The following is a 17,151-nucleotide window of genomic DNA, read 5'->3' on the forward strand; positions in this document are numbered from 1 at the left end:
AGTGTCTCCTTAGCCGAGGAAGTTCTTGAGTTCGGTCACGAGTTTGTTGATGTGCCCCGAGATCAGGGGCGTGCCGAGCGCCTTGAAGCGCTGGCGGAACCAGGGGTTGACCTCCTGGCGGCCCGAGCTGTTCACCGACCCGACCGGGATGAACCGGACGCCGGAGCGGTGGACGGCCTCGATGCCCTCGAACAGCGGCTGGGACCTGTCGAACTCGTAGAAGTCCGAGATCCACACCAGGACGGTGTTCTTCGGGTCCGCGATCTTCGGCCGGGCCATCGCCATCGCGACCGGTCCGTCGTTGCCGCCGCCGAGCTTCGTCCGCAGCAGCACCTCGAACGGGTCGTGGACCCACGGCGTCAGGTCCAGCGCGCGCGTGTCGTAGGCGATGAGGTGGACGTCCACCTTCGGCAGGCCCGCGAAGATGGACGCCAGGATCGTGCAGTTCACCATCGAGTCGACCATCGAGCCGGACTGGTCCACCACGACGATGAGCCGGGCGGGCGTCGTGCGCTTGGCCGTGTGCTTGTAGAAGAGGCGGTCGACGTACAGCCGCTCGGCCTCCGGGTCCCAGTTGGTGAGGTTCTTCCAGATCGTCCGGTCCAGGTCGAGGTTGCGGAAGACGCGCTTGGGCGGGACGGACCGGTCGACCGCGCCCGCGCTCGTCTGCTGCACCTGCGTGCGGAGCACCTGCGCGACGTCGTCCACGTAGCGGCGGATCAGCGCCTTCGCGTTGGCGAGCGCGACGCCCGAAAGGTTCGACTTGTCGCGCAGCAGCTGCTCGACCAGCGACATGCTCGGCGTCAGCCGCGACGCCAGCGCCGGGTCCGCCAGGACCTCGCGCAGCCGCATCCGCGACACCAGCTCGCCCTCGACCCGCGCGAGCGTGCCCGACAGGCCGCCGCCCCCGCCGAACGCCGAGGTCAGCCAGCGCGCGTCCTGCTGCCAGCCCGCGAGCTGCGTCGCGCTGACGCTGCCGGAGCCCGTCGCGAACGCGTTGAGCAGCAGCTTCGACGCCAGCGCCGCGCGCCGGACGCGCAGGTCCGCGTCGTCCTCGCCGCTCAGCGCCGCGAACTCCGCCGCCAGCTCCGGATGCCGCTGGACGACGTTGTCCACCGAGACGCCCGGATCGAGCAGCGCGGCGGGCAGCCCGAGATCGTCCAGGACCGCGACGCTCGATGCCTCCAGCGACGGCTGCTCCTCCGCGTCGAACAGGCGCGCCAGCAGCCGCCAGTACAGCACCTGCCTCCGGTTATCGTCGCTCATGCCCGCAGCAGCCTTCCCGCGCGCTCCCGCAGGACCGCGACCGAGTCCCCGGCCTTCGCCTCGGCCTTCTGGACCTTCGGGTCCGTGGGGCCGAGCGCCCAGTCGCCGTTGTGCGCCTCGACGGGGGCCTTGCGGACGGTCGCCCGCACGGCGAGGGGCCGCACCGACCAGCCGCCCGCATCCGAGCGCAGCAGCCCGATGCACACCGACGACGCCTTGACCAGCGCTTCCGTCAGCGGGCCCGCCGCCGGGAGCCGGTCGGTCTCCACCGCGAGCGACTGCCCGTCCAGCTCGAACCGGCCGTCCTTCACGCGGTAGCCCTCCAGCAGCACCGGCTCGGAGATCCGCACCGGATGCCGGTCCAGCGGCGGGACGGGCGGGGCCAGCGCCGCCGCCAGCCCGACGCGCGCCGTGACGAACGGGTCCGCCGGATCGCCCGCCGCCGCGCGCTCGTCGTCCCAGATCAGATCGCCGCCGGGCGTCAGCGGCAGGTCCGTCACGACGAGCCCGCGCCGCTCCGCGAGCGCGCCGAGCAGTACCGGGAACCCGGCGAGCAGCCGCCACACGGCCGGGCCGACGATCGTGTCGGTCTTGGGCGCGAGCAGGGACGTCCGCACGAGCCGCGACGACCCGCCCGATTCCTCCAGGATCGCGTGGACCTCGACGCCCACCGCCGTCGGATGCTCGTGGACGTCCACGCCCAGCGGCAGCAGCCGCCCCGACACCGCCCGTGCCGCCGCCGCCGACCACGGGCCGCGCGCCGCGAGCAGCACCGCCCGCGTCCACAGGTCGGCCCACCGGCGGACGGGCAGCCGCTCCAGCGTCCCCACCGGGCACGACGCCCGCAGCTCCCCGGCCAGCCCGTCGAGCAGGACGCCGAGCCGCCGCAGCGCCGGTTCCGCCAGCACCGCCTCGACGGTCCGGTCCGCGCCGGACACCAGGTCGTGGTCGACGCCGCGCCAGCCGGTGACGGCCAACTCCGTCAGCCACGCGCGGCAGCCGCCGAGCAGGTTGGCGTGCGCGTCGCCGGTCGCCGCGTCGGCGTCCCAGGCGGCGCGCTCCCGGCCCAGCGCCTCGTCCGCGCTCGCCAGCAGCGCGTCGTGGACCGCGCCGAGCACCGCCGCGCGGCCGCCCGCCAGCGCGGCCAGCGCGTCCTCGGCGACGGAACCGGCGGTGACCTTCGCGGCCGCGTCCGCCGCCGCGCCGCCGAGCGGCGTCGCGCCGACCGCCCCGGCCAGCGCCGCGAGCGCCGCCTCGCGCTCCTCGTCCAGCCGGGCGAGGCCGTGGACGAGCGCGTCGTCGAAGCCGTCCACCGCGGCCAGCGCCTCGGCGACGCCGTCCGGCGCGTCCGCCAGCGCCGCGATCTGCGCGCCCCGCATCAGCTCGCCCCCGCCGGGAACCAGTGCGCCTCCGGGACGGGCCCCGCCGTCACGGGCAGTTCCAGATAGCCGAGGTGCCGCAGGAACCGGCTGAACACCGCCGCGGCGGGCGCCTGCTCCTTGACCCCGTCGAGCCGGTCCACCAGGTCGTCGCCCTCGCCGACGTCGGCCTTCAGGTACCGGGCGACGCGCTCCAGCCCGTACTGCAGCACGGCCTCCTTGACGAGCGCCTGGAGGTGCTTGCACAGATAGCCCGCGCCGAGCCCGCCGCAGGGCCGGTTGTTGTTGGTGCTGCAACTGAACGCGTGCGTCGCCGCCGCGACGGACGACACGTACACCCGCGCGACGTCCGACCCGCTCGACACGACCCCCTGGAGCCGGCCGTCCGCCAGCTCCACGAACGGGACCTTCGCGAGCTTGCGCGCCCGCGCGGGCGGCACGACCCGCACCGCGCTGCGCCGCTCCCACGACCGATCGACCATGACGGGCAGACCACCCCACCTCGAACCAGCGGATTCAACGCGGCGAACGCTAGCGGGGCGGTCTGACAGCGGGCACTAGCCCAGGGCGATCGCGATGAGAACGAGACCCGTCGCGAACAGCCCGATCCGTTTCGCCTTGCACGCCGCGTCGGACGGCTCGTTGGCCTCCGGAATCCGGTACCGCCACGCGGAGGTCTTCCAGTAGAGCTTCCGCTGGTCCAATCCGCCGACGATGAAACAGCAGATCGCCAGGAACAGCAGGAGGAACCTCAGTTTCCCCACGTCAGCACGGCCCTTCGTCCACGGACGTGCTGACGGAATGGCTCCACGGCTCGTCGTCGGTGAGCGACAGCTTGTCGTCCACTTCCACGGTGAGGCACACCGGGTTCTTGCCGGAACGGTTCGTCAGCTCGTATTTGCTCAGGCCCATCGGGCGGACCTTGACGTTCCCGTCGCCCTCTTCGGTGACGACGCGGTAGACGCGGGACGTCGCCCCGTACGACGAGCCGAGCCCCGACGACGTCGCGTCCTGGCCCAGCCGCAGCGCCGCCGAATGCGCGACCATGCTGACCTTGGACGCCGAGTAGTCCCGCGAGCCCTCGTAACCCGTCATCGTGATGGCGAGGACCAGCAGTATCGCGCCGCTCACGAAATACCCGACGCGGCTCAGGCCGAGCGCGGTGTCGGACGGCTCGTTCGCCTCCGGATTCCGGTACTGCCAGGCGGCCGTCTTCCAGTAGATCTTCCGCTGGTCCATGAAACCGAGCACGAAGCACAGGACCGACAGGCCGACGACAAGGACGATGAGAGCGACCATTGGCTCGTCCTTCCGATGGGGTCGTCTCCGGTCAGACGCGGCGCGTCATCGAACGGTTCGCTACGGTCGTGATATCGCCGTACGACGAGCTGGGGGACGGATGAGCGACGAGACGGAACGCCTCACGGGCTTCCTGTACGAGATGGGCGTGCTCAAGCGCTACAAGCGCACGGGCTGGCTCGTCGCCGGAGTCAACGATCCCGAGAGCATCGCGGACCACTCGTTCCGCGCCGCGCTCATCGCGAGCGTCCTGGCCGTCATGGAGGGCGCGAACCCGGAACGCGCCGCCATTCTGAGCCTTTTCCACGACACGCAGGAGACCCGCCTCACCGATCTGCCGCACTCGGCCCGTCCGTACGTGACGAAAGTCCCGAACGAGCAGGTCACGGCCCATCAGATGCGCGGCGTGCCGGAGCCGGTGGCCGCGATGGTCAGCGGCGTCGTGACGGAGTACGAGGCCGAGTCGAGCCCGGAGGCCCGCTGCGCCCGCGACGCGGACAAACTCGAATGCCTGATTCAGGCCGTCGAATACCGCGAGCACGGGAACAACAATACCCAGGGTTGGATCGACACGGCCCTCGCCCAACTCCAGACGGAATCCGCCAAGCAGATCGCGGCGAAAGCCCTTACGACCCCGTCCCTCGAATGGGTGGCGGACACTCGGTGAGGGGACCGCGCAACGCGCTGTCCGGGGCGAGCAGGCCCATGCCGAACAGGTCGATGACCTGGTCGATCAGCGCGTCCGCCCGCGCGGCGTCGAGATAGCCGTCCACGAACATCTGCGAAAGGCCGTAGACCAGCGCCTGCGCGGCGACCAGGACGAGCGCCGGGTCCGCCGCGCGCAGCTCGCCGCGCCGCTGCGCGTCGGCGATCATCGCCGTGATGTCGTCGGTGAACGCGCGGTGCCCCTCGTCGAGGACGGGCGCGCGGTCGGCGTTGAACACCGCGCCGCGCAGCAGCGCGAACCGGTGCGGGTGGTCGAGCGCGTAGTGGACGAACGCGCGGCCCAGCGCGCGGAACGGCAGGGGGTCGTCCGAGTCCACCGCGGCGGTGTAGATCCGGGTGAAGTCCACGGCGACGGCCTCGGTGACGGCGGCCAGCAGCGCCGCCCGGTCGGGGAAGTGCCGGAACGGCGCGGAGGGGGAGACGCCCGCGCGGCGCGCGACCTCGCGGACGGTGACGGCGTCGGCCCCCGACTCGTCCAGCAGCCGGACGGCGTGCTCGATCAGCGTCTCCGGCAGGGAGCCGTGGTGGTAGGGCCGTCCGGCGGTCCGCGCGCTCATACGGCCAGTCGTACCACACCTTGACACCCGCTCCGCGGCCGGATGTAATCAATGCTCACATCAAATGTGTTCGCTGATCACATTGGAGCGCGCATGGACCTGCGGCACGGGGGCTGGGCCCGCGAAGTCGACGCCGAACTCCGCCCGACCCAGGGGAGCGTCCCGGACGGACTCGCCGGAACGCTCTACCGCAACGGCGCGGGCAACCACCTCTCGGACTACATGATCGACGGGGACGGCCTGGTCAGCGCCGTGACGTTCGCGCCCGGCGGCCCGGTGCGCGCCCGCTCCCGCTATGTGCGCACGCCGTCCTACCGGGCCGCCCTCGACACCCGCGAGGGCGACGGGCCGCCGCTGCGCCTCGGCGGCGCCAACGCCGCGGGCGGCCGGCTCCGCAACATGCTCAGCCCGCCGATCTCGCAGGCCAACACGTCCGTCGCGGTGATCGACGGGCGGCTGCTCGCGCTCTGGGAGGCCGACGAGCCGTGGGAACTGGTGCCCGGCTCGCTCGAAACCCTCGGCCGGTGCGACCTCGGCGGCGCGCTGGAACCGACCGGCCGCGCCGCCCGCCGCACCGGCCGCCCCTACTCGGCGCACCCGTGCTGGGACGCGGCCACCGGTGAGGTGTGGAACTTCGGCTGCCTGTACGGGCCGACGCCGAACCTGCACATCTACCGCACTCCGCGCGTCGGGAGGACAGAACACGTCCGCACGATCCGCCTGCCGCGCCGCTTCATGGTCCACGACTTCGCGATGACGGCGACGCACCTCGTCTTCTGCCTCGGCCCCGTCATCCTCGACATGCGCGCGCTGCTCTCCGGCCGCGAACCGGCGTTCCACGCGATGCGCTGGCACGCGGACGAGCCGACGCGCATCCTGCTCGTCCCACGCGACGGCGGCCGCTTCCGCGTCATCGAAACGGACCCGTGGTTCCAGTGGCATTTCGCCGGGGCCTACGACGACGGCACCGACATCGTCTTCGACCTGGTGCGGTTCCGTTCCTGGTCGGTGATGCACGAGGCGCTCAGCAGCATGAGCCACCTGACGGACCCGTCCGGCTTCCCGATCGGCCGCCTGTGGCGCTACCGCGTGGGCCCGTCCGGGAAAGTCGAGTCGCATCAGCTCCACCGCCTGCCGCTGGAATTCCCGACCATCGACCCCCGCCGCGCGGCCGGGACGCACCGCGACGTCTACGGAGCCGCCGCCTGCGACCTGTCGTTCGGCGTGGCCTTCTCCGCGGTGGCCCGCTACGACACCGAAATCGGCGAGGCCGACGTCTTCGACTACGGCGAGGGCTACATGGCGAGCGAGCCCCTGTTCGTCCCCCGCGACAAGGACGAATTGAACGACGAGGGCTGGCTGATCTCCTACGTCAACCACATCACCACGGGTTCGACGGACATCGCGGTCTTCAACGCAAAGGCGGTAGCCGACGGCCCCGTCTGCACGCTGCCGGTACCGGAAAGCCTCGGCTACACCTTCCACGGCCAGTGGGTAGAACACCCCACGGCACGCCTCTGACGCCATCCGCCACCGTCACCGCCGCCGCACGATCTCAACGAACCGGGAGCCCCACGCGATGGCCGCCACCCAACGAATCACGTCATTCCAACGAGCCGGCCTGACCTTCGACGTCACCGACCAAGGCCCACTGGACGGGGAGGTGATCATCCTCCTCCACGGCTTCCCGCAGTCGTCCTCGTCCTGGAACGAACTGGCCCCCCTTCTCCACGCCGAGGGCTACCGCACCCTGGCCCCCAACCAGCGCGGCTACTCCCCAAGAGCAAGACCGAAAGGCAGACTCGCCTACCGCTTGAAAGCCACCACCGAAGACGCCCTAGCGTTGATCAATGTGGTGGGCCAAGGCCACCCGGTCCACGTAATAGGCCACGACTGGGGCGCAGCCGTGGCCTGGTCCCTAGCCTCAACTCACCCAGAGGCCGTAAAAACCCTGACGGCCCTCTCAGTCCCACACCCGGCAGCGTTCATGCGCTCCCTCTTCACCAGCACCCAGTTCTTGCGGTCCTGGTACATGTTCGCCTTCCAGATCCCCTGGCTCCCGGAGCAAGTGGCCCTCTGGCTGGCCAGAACATCAAGACCCCGCATGATCACCGGCATGGCGGCCACCGGCCAGACAGCGGTGAACGCGGCCCGCGACATCGACTACATGACAACCCCAGGCACCCTGACGGCCGCCATGAACTGGTACCGAGCCATGCCCTTCGGCTCCCCCTCCCAACTAAGGAGGATCAAGGTCCCCACCCTCTACATCTACAGCGACAAAGACACAGCCCTAGGCCCCAAAGCAGCCAAACTAACGGCCAACTACATAACGGCCCCCTACACCTTCCACACCCTCAAGGGCATAGGCCACTGGATCCCAGAACAGGCCCCCAAGGAGGTAGCCGCCCTACTCCACCCCCACCTATCCCGCCACCACACCTGACCCCAACACGCACCCGGCCACCTCCAAAGACCAGGCACCAAAGCCGCGCCAGAAGTCCCCTCGCCCCGGCAGGCCGCCACCACTGACGCCGAACCGTCTCCCAGCCAAACGGGGGCCTGGGAGACGACCACGCGCGCCAACACCACCGACCGAACGCCAGCCACCGAGGCCCGCCCTCGCGAGGCCGTGGCCGCGGCTACTCTCCAGTCGCCCCGTCGATCCGTTCGCGTAGCAGATCCGCATGCCCGTTGTGCCGCGCATACTCCTCGATCATGTGCGTAAGAACCCACCGCAGCGAGTACGCGGACCCGTTCCGCCGATGCACCCCGGCGACGTCCAGCGATTCAGCCGAAGCCACGACCTCCCGAGACCGCGCACATGCCTCGCGCCACAACCGAAACGCCTCGTCGGGATCAGCATCGTCGACCGCGAAGTCAACGTCCTGCCGACGATCGTCAGCCCAATAGAACGGCCGAACGTCCTCGCCGCCCACGACGCCCAGAAACCAACCCCGCTCGACGTCGGTCATATGCCGAACGAGCCCGAGCAGCGACAGCTCCGAAGGCGGCACAGCCCGCACCCGAAGCTGCGCCGCGCTCAACCCAGAGCACTTCCAAGCCAACGTCTCCCGCTGATACTCCAGGAACCCGCACAAGACCGCCCGCTCATCCCCCTCATGCGGCGGATCAACCCGCAAGTCCTCACCCACGCACCCATCATCCCAGCCCACACGCGCCCAAGCGACCGCTCAAAGACCCAGCCCGCAACCGCCCACCCACCCACCCACCCAGCGCCAGGCACCAACACCGCAATACGTCAACTGCGATGCCCACCGATCAGGTGTAAATACTCTCTTATTACTCGCATGAGTCTTGCTGAAGTCGCCGGGCCACGCTCGACGCAACTCGTCACACAGTGCGTGGTCTTCGGGCGAGAAGGTTTCGCAGCTGGCCTTCCGCCGTACGGCCAGCTCTGCTGAAGACTTCCATCTGCGGTTCCGAGAGGGTCTTCGAGCCAAGCCCTGACAAGGCAAGGACTGCGGCGAGTGTCTGTTCTTGGCCAGCGCGCAGTTGTGCGCGCACGACGGAGTGCGCTAGGACGTCTCGGGCCGCGTAGGAATCGGTGGAGGCGACCTGGACGGTCGCGTCCCGCAGTTCGGCGGTGCCGCAATGGGGCCTGTTGGTCGTCAGGTCGAGGGTGGCCAGGGCGAGGCGGGTCCGGAATGCCGCGGTTGTTGGTTCATACCGGCCGATCAGGGTGAGCGTTTGGGACACGACATGATCCAACGCCGACGGGGCCTTCGGGTGACAGGAGATGAGCAGGATTTCCGCGACCGCCGTCTCCCAAGGTTCGGTGGGAGAGCTGGATTCGACCGTCTCGATGGCCTGTTGGGTGCGACCTTGTTCGAGTAGCGACATGATCTTGATCTGGCGGCCGTCGAGGAGGCGGTTGCCGATGCCGCGGTGTGTGGCCAGGGCGTCGGCGGCTTCGATCCAGCGGCCTTGACGGGCCAGTGCTCGGGCTCCGTCGGTGAGGACGGTGATCCAGAGTTCGGTGCAGATCTTGCGGTGGTCGTCGTCGGTCTGGATCAGTGGGCCGAAGTCGATGTCGTGGTCAGCAATGACGGTCGTGCCGCGTTGCTGGGCTGCCTGGTAGAGCCGTTGAAGGATGTCGAAGGCGCTGCCTCCGTCGCCTTCCCGGATGAGCAGCCGGGCGATGTTGACCAGTGGCATCAGCGCCATCACGGCGGTGTCCTGGTCGAGGTGGCCGGCTTCGGCGAAGATCCGGTGTTGTCGCCAGCACAGGGCGGCAGCGAGGTCGGGGAGTCCGACGTCGCTGGCGATGAGGGCGGCGTAGTTGAGGACGCCGCTGGCGCGGGCCACCAGCTGGTGGTGGCCCGCGTCGGGCGGTTGGACAGTCAGCGCAGTGAGTTTGGTGATGCGGTCAGTCAGGGGAAGGCCGGGTGGTTTGGGACGGCACACCAGCGGGATCATGCTGGCGATCACGGGATTCATCGCGCTGCTCCCCTGCTACGTCCAGTCGACAACGAGACGGCTGTAGGTCTTGTCGATGATGAAGCGCGGGTCGGTGCTCTTGAGCAGGTCGCGTCGGTCGGCGGTGGCCATGCGGAAGCCGGGCTCGGGCGCGCTGTTGCCGTAGTCGCGGTCCCACTCGGTGATCGCGGAGACGACCTGCTCGGCGAGTTCCTGGCCTCCGGTGCCGTGGCCGATGACGCCGATCTCCCAGTACCGTCCATCGCCGTCTTCTCCTTCGCGGACGGTGAGGTAGGCGAGGGCCCCGCCGTCGAGAGCGGCCATGGACCCCCAGCCGAAGTGCGGGGTGAAGCCGGGCCGCTGGCCGGGCATGCGGGACAGGCCGTTGGGCAGGGCGCACGCCAGCCACAGGTAGACCCACTGCCAGGGTGAGCCCTGCCGGAACTTCACGCCGGTGTAGATCTTGTGGGCGGGCGTGTCGAGAATGGTGCGCATCGCCTCCCGGTCCACCTGCTGCTCGCTGAAGGTTTCCAGGCGGACGTTCCCTTCTCCCTCGTGCGGTACGAGGGTGTAGATGTCGTCGCAAACGCCCCTGCGCAGAGGGACGAAGGTCGCCATCTCGCACGACACGGTCTTCCAGGTGTCGCCGTCGGCCTCGAACGCGAACGAGCGGGAGATGCTGCCGCGAATCCGCATGGGGATGACGAGCCGTCCACCGGGGACGAGCTGGTCCAGGACTCTGGACGGGACGTCGCCGGCGCCGACGGTGAACTGGATGCGGTCGTAGGGACCGTGTTCGGGGAGTCCGGCCGCGCCGTCGGCCAGCAGCGCGGTGACGTTGTGGGCCCCGGCGTCGGTCAGGTTGGCGGCGGCGTTGGCGACGAGGTCGGCGTCGACGTCCACGGTCCAGACCTTGCCGCCGGGTGCGACCAGGCGGCCGAGGAGAGCGGCGTTGTAGCCGGTCGCGGCTCCGGCCTCCAGGACGTTGTGGCCGGGCCGGGCGTCGAGCTGCTCCAGCTGGGTGGCGACGATGGACGGCGCGGAAATGCAGGAGATCATCTCGCCGTCGGTGTCGTGCTTGATCGCGATGGCGTCATTGACGTACGCGGCTTCGGGGTCGGCGTCCGGCACGAAGGCGTGGCGTTCGGTGCGGCAGAACGCCTCGATGATCGCGGGAGCGCGGAGGTGGCCGGACTCGGTGAGCCTGGTGACCATGGCGTCGCGCAGGTCAGCGGTGGTGGTGATGGTGGTCTCCATGGTCGTGAGGTTAGGGGCGGTGGTGCTGGTCGAGCCGGTGAACGCGGCGGACGGTTCGTCATCGGTGAAGGCGACCTGCCGCGCGAGCCACGCCGCGGCTGCCTGTTCGGCGACCGGCACCGCGGCCCGGTTGAACGCGAAGACGATGTGGTGGGCGAGGACGGCCCGCAGGCCGCGCGTCAGCCGGCCGTGGCGGGCGAGCCGCGCAAGACGGCTGCCCGCGTCGGCGAAAGCGGCGACGCGTTCGCGCCAGCCCGGCTCGGCGGTATCTCGCTGGGCGGCGTCGGCGTTCATGAGGCGGCGCATCGCGGTGATCGCCGTCCCGCTGGTCAGGGTGTCGGGCGGGTCGATCGTCGGTCGGTGACGCGCGAACCTCGCCCACACGTCGCCGATCTCGAAAGGGTCGAGACCGGCGGCGCGGTGCATGGACGACAGCAGCAAAACGCAGCGTTCCCGGGCGTAAGGGCTGCCGGTCTCCGCCAGGGCCGCGGGGCTGTCGGCACAGAACAGATCGTGAGCGACGGTCATGCCGTGCGGGCCGCCGAACGCGTCGGTCTCGGGCTCGTAGACACCCCCGACCCAGTCGGCCGCCACCTCGTCGGCGACAAGGTGGTTGAGCAAGTCCCTGGCGGATCGGTCGGTGCGCAGTCGGAGCATGCCCTCCTTGCGCAAGAAGTGGAACCGGTGTTCGGACAGGGCGGCGGCGAGCGCGGTGGCGTCCTGCGGACTCGGCCCGTTGCCGCCTGGGAAGGAGACGGTGGCGTGCCACCAATCCTGTTCCGCGAGGAGAGGCAGGTTCTCGTCGTTCCAGTTCATGCGTCGTGTTCGCTCCAGCTCAGTGAGTAGGCGGGCGGTCAGGCGATCAACAGAGCACGGGTCCAGCCGGTGGCGTCCGTGCCGTCCAGTGCCAGCCGGGCGCCCGCGCGGCCTTCGAGGAAGCCCGGCTTGGTCAGCGCGCCGATCTCGCTGTCCACGCGTCGGCGGAGGTATTCGATGTGCGCGGCGAAACGGTGTGGGGTGCGACTGTCGGCTGCGATCGACCTGGTCACGGTAAGGACACCCGCCCAGCCGTGGCACAGTGACACGTCGGTGATCAGGTTGAGATGGCCCGTGTCGGTGAGCGCGGCGAGCGCACGGTCTTCGGCTGCTTGCCTGCGCGCTGAATCATCCAGGGCGATCGCAGCCAGTTGGAGAGCACGAACGACGCCGAGAGCCCCGTAGCACCACGACGGTCGCAAGGGGATGGACGGCGCCGGCTCGCCGTCTGTGATCTGGTCGCGCGTGGTCCAGTAGGAGGCGCCGTACCGATCCAGCCATCCCGCGAACCTGTCGATTGCCGCGAGCTGCCCTTCTACTTCGACGCCCTGGCCGGTGGCCAGCGACAGCAACGCCAACGGGCCGGCGATGCCGTGCGCCATGCCGTTGTTGCTGTGGCCTCCGACGATCGGCTCGTGCCCGGGGCCGTCGGCCGACCACCAGCCCGGCAGCAGCCGGCCGTCGCTTTCGACCGGACGCGCTAGCGACACCAGCGCGGTCAGCACTTCCTCGATCAGCCCCGACCGGCTTGGCCGGGACAAGAGCAGCGCTCCCAGGCCGGTCAGACCACGGATGAGATCGAACTCGGCCAGATGCGGAAGGCGGCCCGCTTCACGTCTCCGGAGAGCGGCGGCCAAGCGCGCGGCCACTACACGGTCAACCGCGTTCTGAAGAGTGAGGTCCGTTCGCTGAGCACAACGAAGCACGAACTCCAGTGCCGGAGCACCATGGAACAGCGACGCGTTCGCGCCGACGCTCACGCCGTCCGTCACCGCCATGGCCAGGAGCCGCTTCGCGGCGGTGTGGTCGCCGCGCTCGATGTGCAGCAGCGCCACGCCCAGCGCACCCTCGGACAATGCTTGCGCCTTCGGCGGGTCGACCGAGGTCATCGGTTCGCCCGCATGGCGACGACGATGCTGTGGGCCCGGCCACCTATCCAGCCGTCCGCGTCCGCAGGCGGCGGCTCGTGGAATATCGCGACCGGGAAGGCCGACAGGTGGGCGCGCAGCAGGTCCAGGTCCATGTCGCGCGTGAGGTCGAGCCGGAGGTGCTGATCGTCCATGGCCAAGAGCACGCAGGACGGTACGCCGGCCCGGGTCCGCCAAGAATGGAGATGTTCGCCCCATTGATCAAACGATGCGTGGCGGTCTGGCAGGGCGCGGGCGCGCAGCTGCCAGCGGGCGGTGGTCAGGACGCTGCGCCGGTGGTGCAGGGCCGGGGTGTACGGCAGGGTCCACGCCGCTCCCCAGTCGAACCACGTCACCTGCGGGGTGGCGGCCCGGCTGATCTCGGCCAGGAACCGGACCAGCGGCGGCGTGAAGTTGTTCCAGACGAAGTTGATCGCGGTCGGCGTCAGCAACTCCACGTGCTCCCCGGTGGCCGCGATGGCGAGGTACAGCCGTCCGTCCTGGAGGCCGACCGCGAGGTCGCCGGGGCCGAGGGCTTGATCCTCGTCGTGCCGGAACTCGCCGACGCTGACCAGTCGCGGCAGCACCTGCGGGGCACGCGTGAGCAGGTCCGCCTCGATACGCGCGGGAGGGAAGGACAGCTGGGCCTGCACCGCTCCCGGGTCGACGGTGGGGAGATCGACGTGGTCGGCGGCGGCTTGCGGAAGCAGGTACCAGAACCGTCCGGTCATCGTGCCCGCCGCCCGGGAGACGGTTTGGACCCCGAGCCGGAAGTCGCCCGCGTCCAGCGCCGTCAGCGACCGGGCATGGACCTGCGCGCATACCTCGAAGTGGGGCGCGAGAACGGTCGGCCGCTCACCCGCCGACGCCTCCAGCTCCTCGATCATCGCCTCAGTGAGGATGACCGAACGGCGGCCTTCGACGGCTGCGGTTCCGGCGAGCTCCAACAGCAGGCGGTCGCGCCGAGACATCGGACGTGGCGGCTCGGACACCGACCCGAACCCTTCCGGCAGACCCAGCCCACGATCCGGGTCGATCAGCTGCTCCAGACCGACCTCCGCGCCCTCGCCGAAGCGGTCGGCGAACCGCTCGGCATAGTGCGTCCAGGCCCGCGTTCCGGTGGGACAGGTCGTCAACCTGGCCAGCACGGTCGCCGCCGTCTCCAGTTCCACCGCGACCGTCTCCGGCAGTCGCACCTCGGCGTCCAGGCGCACGTCCACCGCCGCGTTCAGCTCGCCGGCTGCCAAAATGCCGGTCGGCAGGTTATCGGCCGGATCGGCGAGCGTGGCCGGGGCCCGGAGCTGCGACACCAGCAGGCGGGTGCGCAGCAGCTCCGCTACGAAGGCGGCCGTTCGATCGTCACCGACGTCGGGGAATTCGGCGGCGAGCTTGCCGACCAGGTCCGCGTGCCGGATCGGGGACCGGGCGGCGTCCAGCACCAGCGAGACCGCCGCCGTAAGCGCCATCGAGAACTCCGACGCTCCCTGAGATGGGACGTACACCCGGCCGCCTCGCACACGCGCCAGGGTGTTGACGCGCACTTCGACGTCGGCCATCAGCGCGGCGTCCGCCTCCCGCATGCGGATCGCCGCGTCCACCGCGACCGGATCGGCCCGCCGGACGACAACGTGCCGGTCCCCGACGCGCACTGCCGCACTACCGCCGAAGCCGACCAGGCTGACGCCCGCGAACAACCCGAACGGAGTGGAACGGTGCGCGTACCGGATCGCGTACCTGGCGACCGCGAGCGCCGCCCGCCGCGCCCGGCGCGCCTTCACCGGCCGTCCGCCCAGGATCGACCCGACCTGCCGGGCCAGGTCCGGGCTGGCGCCGGTGACCGTCTCCCGGAACGTCGCGTCCGCCCAGACGGGAGCGAGCCAGTCCCGCCACTGCTTAGTGGAGGCATCCGGTCTCGGCCACGCGGGCAGATCCGGGGCCTGGAGATTCACTGCGGCCCGCAGCATTCCCGTGCCGGTGCGCCGGTACAGCCGACGCCGTGACCTCGTCATCACCCACACTCCAATCCTGGGCATCCACTCGTTGGGACAGGCGACGCTCTTCCCGGTCCGGTTGGCTACGAGGTCGTGCAAGCGCTCGGGCACGAGCTTCCGCACGTGTCGCCTGTGCTGCACATCAAGACGGTCTCGGCCGCCGGAGTGCCCTCGATGAAGGTGATGTCGAGCTCGAACGGCGCGAACGCCGGTCCGCCGCTGCCGGAATCGTTCTGCTGCTGACCGGCCTGCTGGGAGGTCGAGGTGCTCATGTCGTGTGCTCCGTTCGCTCGGGAACCGGCGCGTGGGAAATCCACACCCGGTGGTCTGGTGCGCCGACCAGGTTGCGGCTCCAGTGAACGACGCTCGCCCCGCGGCCGACTATCGTCTGGGGGGTCGCCGAGCGTTTAACCGGTTTAACCGAGCGGGGTTCCGATGCCGAGGGCGCCAGTTCAGCGCTCCCCCAACCACCGTCTGCGCGAGATGATCGCCGCGAGCGGCCTGAGCTACGACGCCGTGGCCCGTGCGGTCGTCCGCATCGCCGCCGAGAACGGCGAGGTGTTGCGAACGAACAAGTCCGCAGTGGCGCACTGGGTCGCGGGCACCGAACCCGGCGAGCGAACGGTCGCCTACCTGGCCGAAGTCCTATCGAGGCGGGCCGGGCGACCGGTGACGCCCGCGCAGCTCGGGTTCACCGCCACCGGCCCTGAGCTGGCCGGCGCGCAGCCGATCGAAACCGCCGCCCTGCTCGGCCGCGCCGACATCGACCACCGCAACTTCCTGGCGGCGGCCGTCTTCACCGCCGCCGACGTGACGATGCCCCTGGACTACGACCACGAGCCGGTCGCCCGCCTCTTACGGGCACGCACCGGCCGAGCCCGCGTCGGTGCCGAAGAGGTCATGGTGGTCCGGCAGATCACCAAAGCGTTCACGGCCGCCGACGAGGTTCTCGGCGGAGGGCACGGCCTGTCCACGGTCGCCGCCTACCTCGCCGACACCGCCGCTCCCATGCTGTCCGGCCGCTTCACCAGCGACACAATCCGAAGAGACGCGTTCGGAGCCGCCGCGGAACTGGCGTGGCTACTCGGCTGGAAACACCATGACCTCGGGCATGAAGGCGCGGCTCAGCGGTACTACCTGCTCGGCTTCCAACTCGCCGTCGAAGCCGACCCTCACGCCCACACCGCGTGGATGATGCGCGCCGTCGCCCACCAGGCCCTCAGCCTCAAGCAACCGAACAACAGCCGCGACCTCATCCAGGCAGCCCTTGAGCGCGCCAACGGCCACGCCGACGGTGCCACGCAGGCGCTCCTGCACATCACGCACGCCCGCGCCCACGCCGCCCTCGGCGACAAGACGGACGCCGCCCGCGCGCTGCTCGCCGCCGAAGACGCCCTCGCCCGCGACGACGAGCCGCAGCCGTCCTACTCCCTGCTCATGGGCCCGGCAGCCGGAACGGTCGACTCCCACACCGCCCGAACCCTGACCGAGATCGGCGACCACATCGGCACCGAGGCCCGACACCGTGCCGCTTTCACTTCCTGGGACCCAGTCGCCTTCCCGCGCGTTCATCTGCTCACCCACATGGACCTGGGCGACTGCCTCGCAGCCCAGGCCCGGGCCGACGAGGCGGTCGCGGCGTGGAGCCGCGCACTGGACCTCGCCGAGGGAATGGACTCGGCGCGCAGCCGGTCGGCGTTCGCCTCGATCCGGCATACCCTCGCCGTCTACCGGCGTCGTGGCGTACCGGGCGCCGGCCTGCTGGAGCAGCGAATCCGGCACGCACCCGTCTGAAAGGATCGCCGACGTGACCGATTCCGCCCTGCCCCCTGCCCTCGACTCCCACACACTTCTCGTCGCGGCTGTCATCGTTCACGACCGGGCCGCCGACCAAGTGCTGCTGCTCCAACGCGGACCCGACGCCAAGTTCGCCCCACGCCACTGGGACCTCCCCGTCGGCAAGGCCGACAAGGGCGAGGTCGTGACGGCCACAGCAGCCCGCGAACTGAGAGAAGAGACGGGCCTCGTCGTTAATCCGGTCGAGTTGAAGGTGGCGGGCATCATCCACGGCGCGTGGGGAGTGGAAGCACCCAACGGCTTCCTCACGGTCGTGTTCGTCACCCACAACTGGGACGGCGACCCGGTGAACGCCGAACCGCAAAAGCACTCACAGGTGGCCTGGCATCCGGTGGACAAAGTACCGACGGAGTTCGTGTCGACAACCCGAGCGGCGCTGGTGAACTACCTGAGCGGCGGACCGATGGTGTCCGCAGAAGGCTTCTGAGAACGACCC

At 70.2% G+C, this 17,151-nt stretch carries 17 protein-coding genes; 5 read left to right on the forward strand and 12 right to left on the reverse strand.

Going from position 1 to position 17,151, the window contains the following annotated elements; translation table 11 throughout:
* Window positions 1–9: 9 nt before the first annotated feature.
* From G339_RS0101490 to G339_RS0101510, 5 genes are all read right to left on the reverse strand, one after another.
* A complete protein-coding gene (locus tag G339_RS0101490; protein WP_026341048.1) occupies window positions 10–1,266 on the reverse strand; it encodes a vWA domain-containing protein in 1,257 nt (418 codons plus the stop codon).
* The gene (locus tag G339_RS0101495; protein ID WP_019629304.1) at window positions 1,263–2,645 is read right to left on the reverse strand and encodes a hypothetical protein; all 1,383 of its coding nucleotides are present in this window, start codon (window positions 2,643–2,645) and stop codon (window positions 1,263–1,265) included. Before G339_RS0101495 ends, G339_RS0101490 begins: the two co-directional genes overlap by 4 nt.
* Window positions 2,645–3,127, reverse strand: a complete 483-nt coding sequence (locus tag G339_RS0101500) for a hypothetical protein (RefSeq protein WP_019629305.1) — start codon at window positions 3,125–3,127, stop codon at window positions 2,645–2,647. The genes G339_RS0101495 and G339_RS0101500 overlap by 1 nt, the downstream gene beginning before the upstream one ends.
* Before the next feature lie 75 nt (window positions 3,128–3,202).
* Window positions 3,203–3,409, reverse strand: coding sequence for a DUF6199 family natural product biosynthesis protein (locus G339_RS32215; protein ID WP_019629306.1), 207 nt, complete (start codon window positions 3,407–3,409; stop codon window positions 3,203–3,205).
* Window position 3,410: 1 nt separating this feature from the next.
* Complete coding sequence (locus G339_RS0101510) at window positions 3,411–3,944, reverse strand: DUF6199 family natural product biosynthesis protein (protein ID WP_019629307.1); 534 nt, start codon at window positions 3,942–3,944, stop codon at window positions 3,411–3,413.
* Window positions 3,945–4,044: 100 nt separating this feature from the next.
* Here G339_RS0101510 and G339_RS0101515 point away from each other — a divergent pair, with 100 nt between their 5' ends.
* Window positions 4,045–4,611: an HD domain-containing protein gene (locus G339_RS0101515; RefSeq protein ID WP_019629308.1), complete on the forward strand. Its 567-nt coding sequence runs from the start codon at window positions 4,045–4,047 to the stop codon at window positions 4,609–4,611.
* Here the strand turns inward: G339_RS0101515 and G339_RS0101520 are convergent.
* Window positions 4,571–5,227, reverse strand: coding sequence for a TetR/AcrR family transcriptional regulator (locus G339_RS0101520; protein WP_019629309.1), 657 nt, complete (start codon window positions 5,225–5,227; stop codon window positions 4,571–4,573). The two genes, G339_RS0101515 and G339_RS0101520, sit on opposite strands and share 41 nt — an antisense overlap.
* 93 nt (window positions 5,228–5,320) lie before the next feature.
* On the opposite strand from G339_RS0101520, the gene G339_RS32220 reads away from it, so the two are divergent.
* The gene (locus tag G339_RS32220; RefSeq protein ID WP_019629310.1) at window positions 5,321–6,748 is read left to right on the forward strand and encodes a carotenoid oxygenase family protein; all 1,428 of its coding nucleotides are present in this window, start codon (window positions 5,321–5,323) and stop codon (window positions 6,746–6,748) included.
* Window positions 6,749–6,806: 58 nt separating this feature from the next.
* On the forward strand, window positions 6,807–7,673 hold the full coding sequence (locus G339_RS0101530) for an alpha/beta fold hydrolase (protein ID WP_019629311.1): 867 nt from the start codon (window positions 6,807–6,809) through the stop codon (window positions 7,671–7,673).
* Window positions 7,674–7,869: 196 nt separating this feature from the next.
* On the opposite strand, the gene G339_RS0101535 is transcribed toward G339_RS0101530, so the two are convergent.
* From G339_RS0101535 to G339_RS0101560, 6 genes are all read right to left on the reverse strand, one after another.
* The gene (locus tag G339_RS0101535) at window positions 7,870–8,382 is read right to left on the reverse strand and encodes a DinB family protein (protein WP_019629312.1); all 513 of its coding nucleotides are present in this window, start codon (window positions 8,380–8,382) and stop codon (window positions 7,870–7,872) included.
* Between the two features lie 199 nt (window positions 8,383–8,581).
* On the reverse strand, window positions 8,582–9,688 hold the full coding sequence (locus tag G339_RS0101540) for a hypothetical protein (protein ID WP_033322033.1): 1,107 nt from the start codon (window positions 9,686–9,688) through the stop codon (window positions 8,582–8,584).
* A 15-nt stretch (window positions 9,689–9,703) separates the two neighbouring features.
* Window positions 9,704–11,740, reverse strand: a complete 2,037-nt coding sequence (fxlM, locus tag G339_RS0101545; RefSeq protein ID WP_019629314.1) for a methyltransferase, FxLD system — start codon at window positions 11,738–11,740, stop codon at window positions 9,704–9,706.
* 38 nt (window positions 11,741–11,778) lie between these two features.
* Window positions 11,779–12,849, reverse strand: a complete 1,071-nt coding sequence (locus G339_RS0101550) for a lanthionine synthetase C family protein (protein ID WP_019629315.1) — start codon at window positions 12,847–12,849, stop codon at window positions 11,779–11,781.
* Entirely contained in the window at window positions 12,846–14,876 is a 2,031-nt protein-coding gene (locus tag G339_RS0101555; RefSeq protein ID WP_205625466.1) for a lantibiotic dehydratase family protein, read from the reverse strand. Before G339_RS0101555 ends, G339_RS0101550 begins: the two co-directional genes overlap by 4 nt.
* 65 nt (window positions 14,877–14,941) lie before the next feature.
* Window positions 14,942–15,130: an FxLD family lanthipeptide gene (locus G339_RS0101560; protein ID WP_019629317.1), complete on the reverse strand. Its 189-nt coding sequence runs from the start codon at window positions 15,128–15,130 to the stop codon at window positions 14,942–14,944.
* Window positions 15,131–15,341: 211 nt separating this feature from the next.
* On the opposite strand from G339_RS0101560, the gene G339_RS0101565 reads away from it, so the two are divergent.
* Together G339_RS0101565 and G339_RS0101570 are read left to right on the forward strand one after the other, a co-directional pair.
* Window positions 15,342–16,652: an NsdA family TPR-like regulatory protein gene (locus G339_RS0101565; RefSeq protein WP_019629318.1), complete on the forward strand. Its 1,311-nt coding sequence runs from the start codon at window positions 15,342–15,344 to the stop codon at window positions 16,650–16,652.
* A gap of 13 nt (window positions 16,653–16,665) precedes the next feature.
* Window positions 16,666–17,142: an NUDIX domain-containing protein gene (locus G339_RS0101570; protein WP_019629319.1), complete on the forward strand. Its 477-nt coding sequence runs from the start codon at window positions 16,666–16,668 to the stop codon at window positions 17,140–17,142.
* The last annotated feature ends 9 nt before the right edge of the window (window positions 17,143–17,151 follow it).

The sequence above is a fragment of the Actinomadura atramentaria DSM 43919 genome (assembly GCF_000381885.1).
Lineage (GTDB): Bacteria > Actinomycetota > Actinomycetes > Streptosporangiales > Streptosporangiaceae > Spirillospora > Spirillospora atramentaria.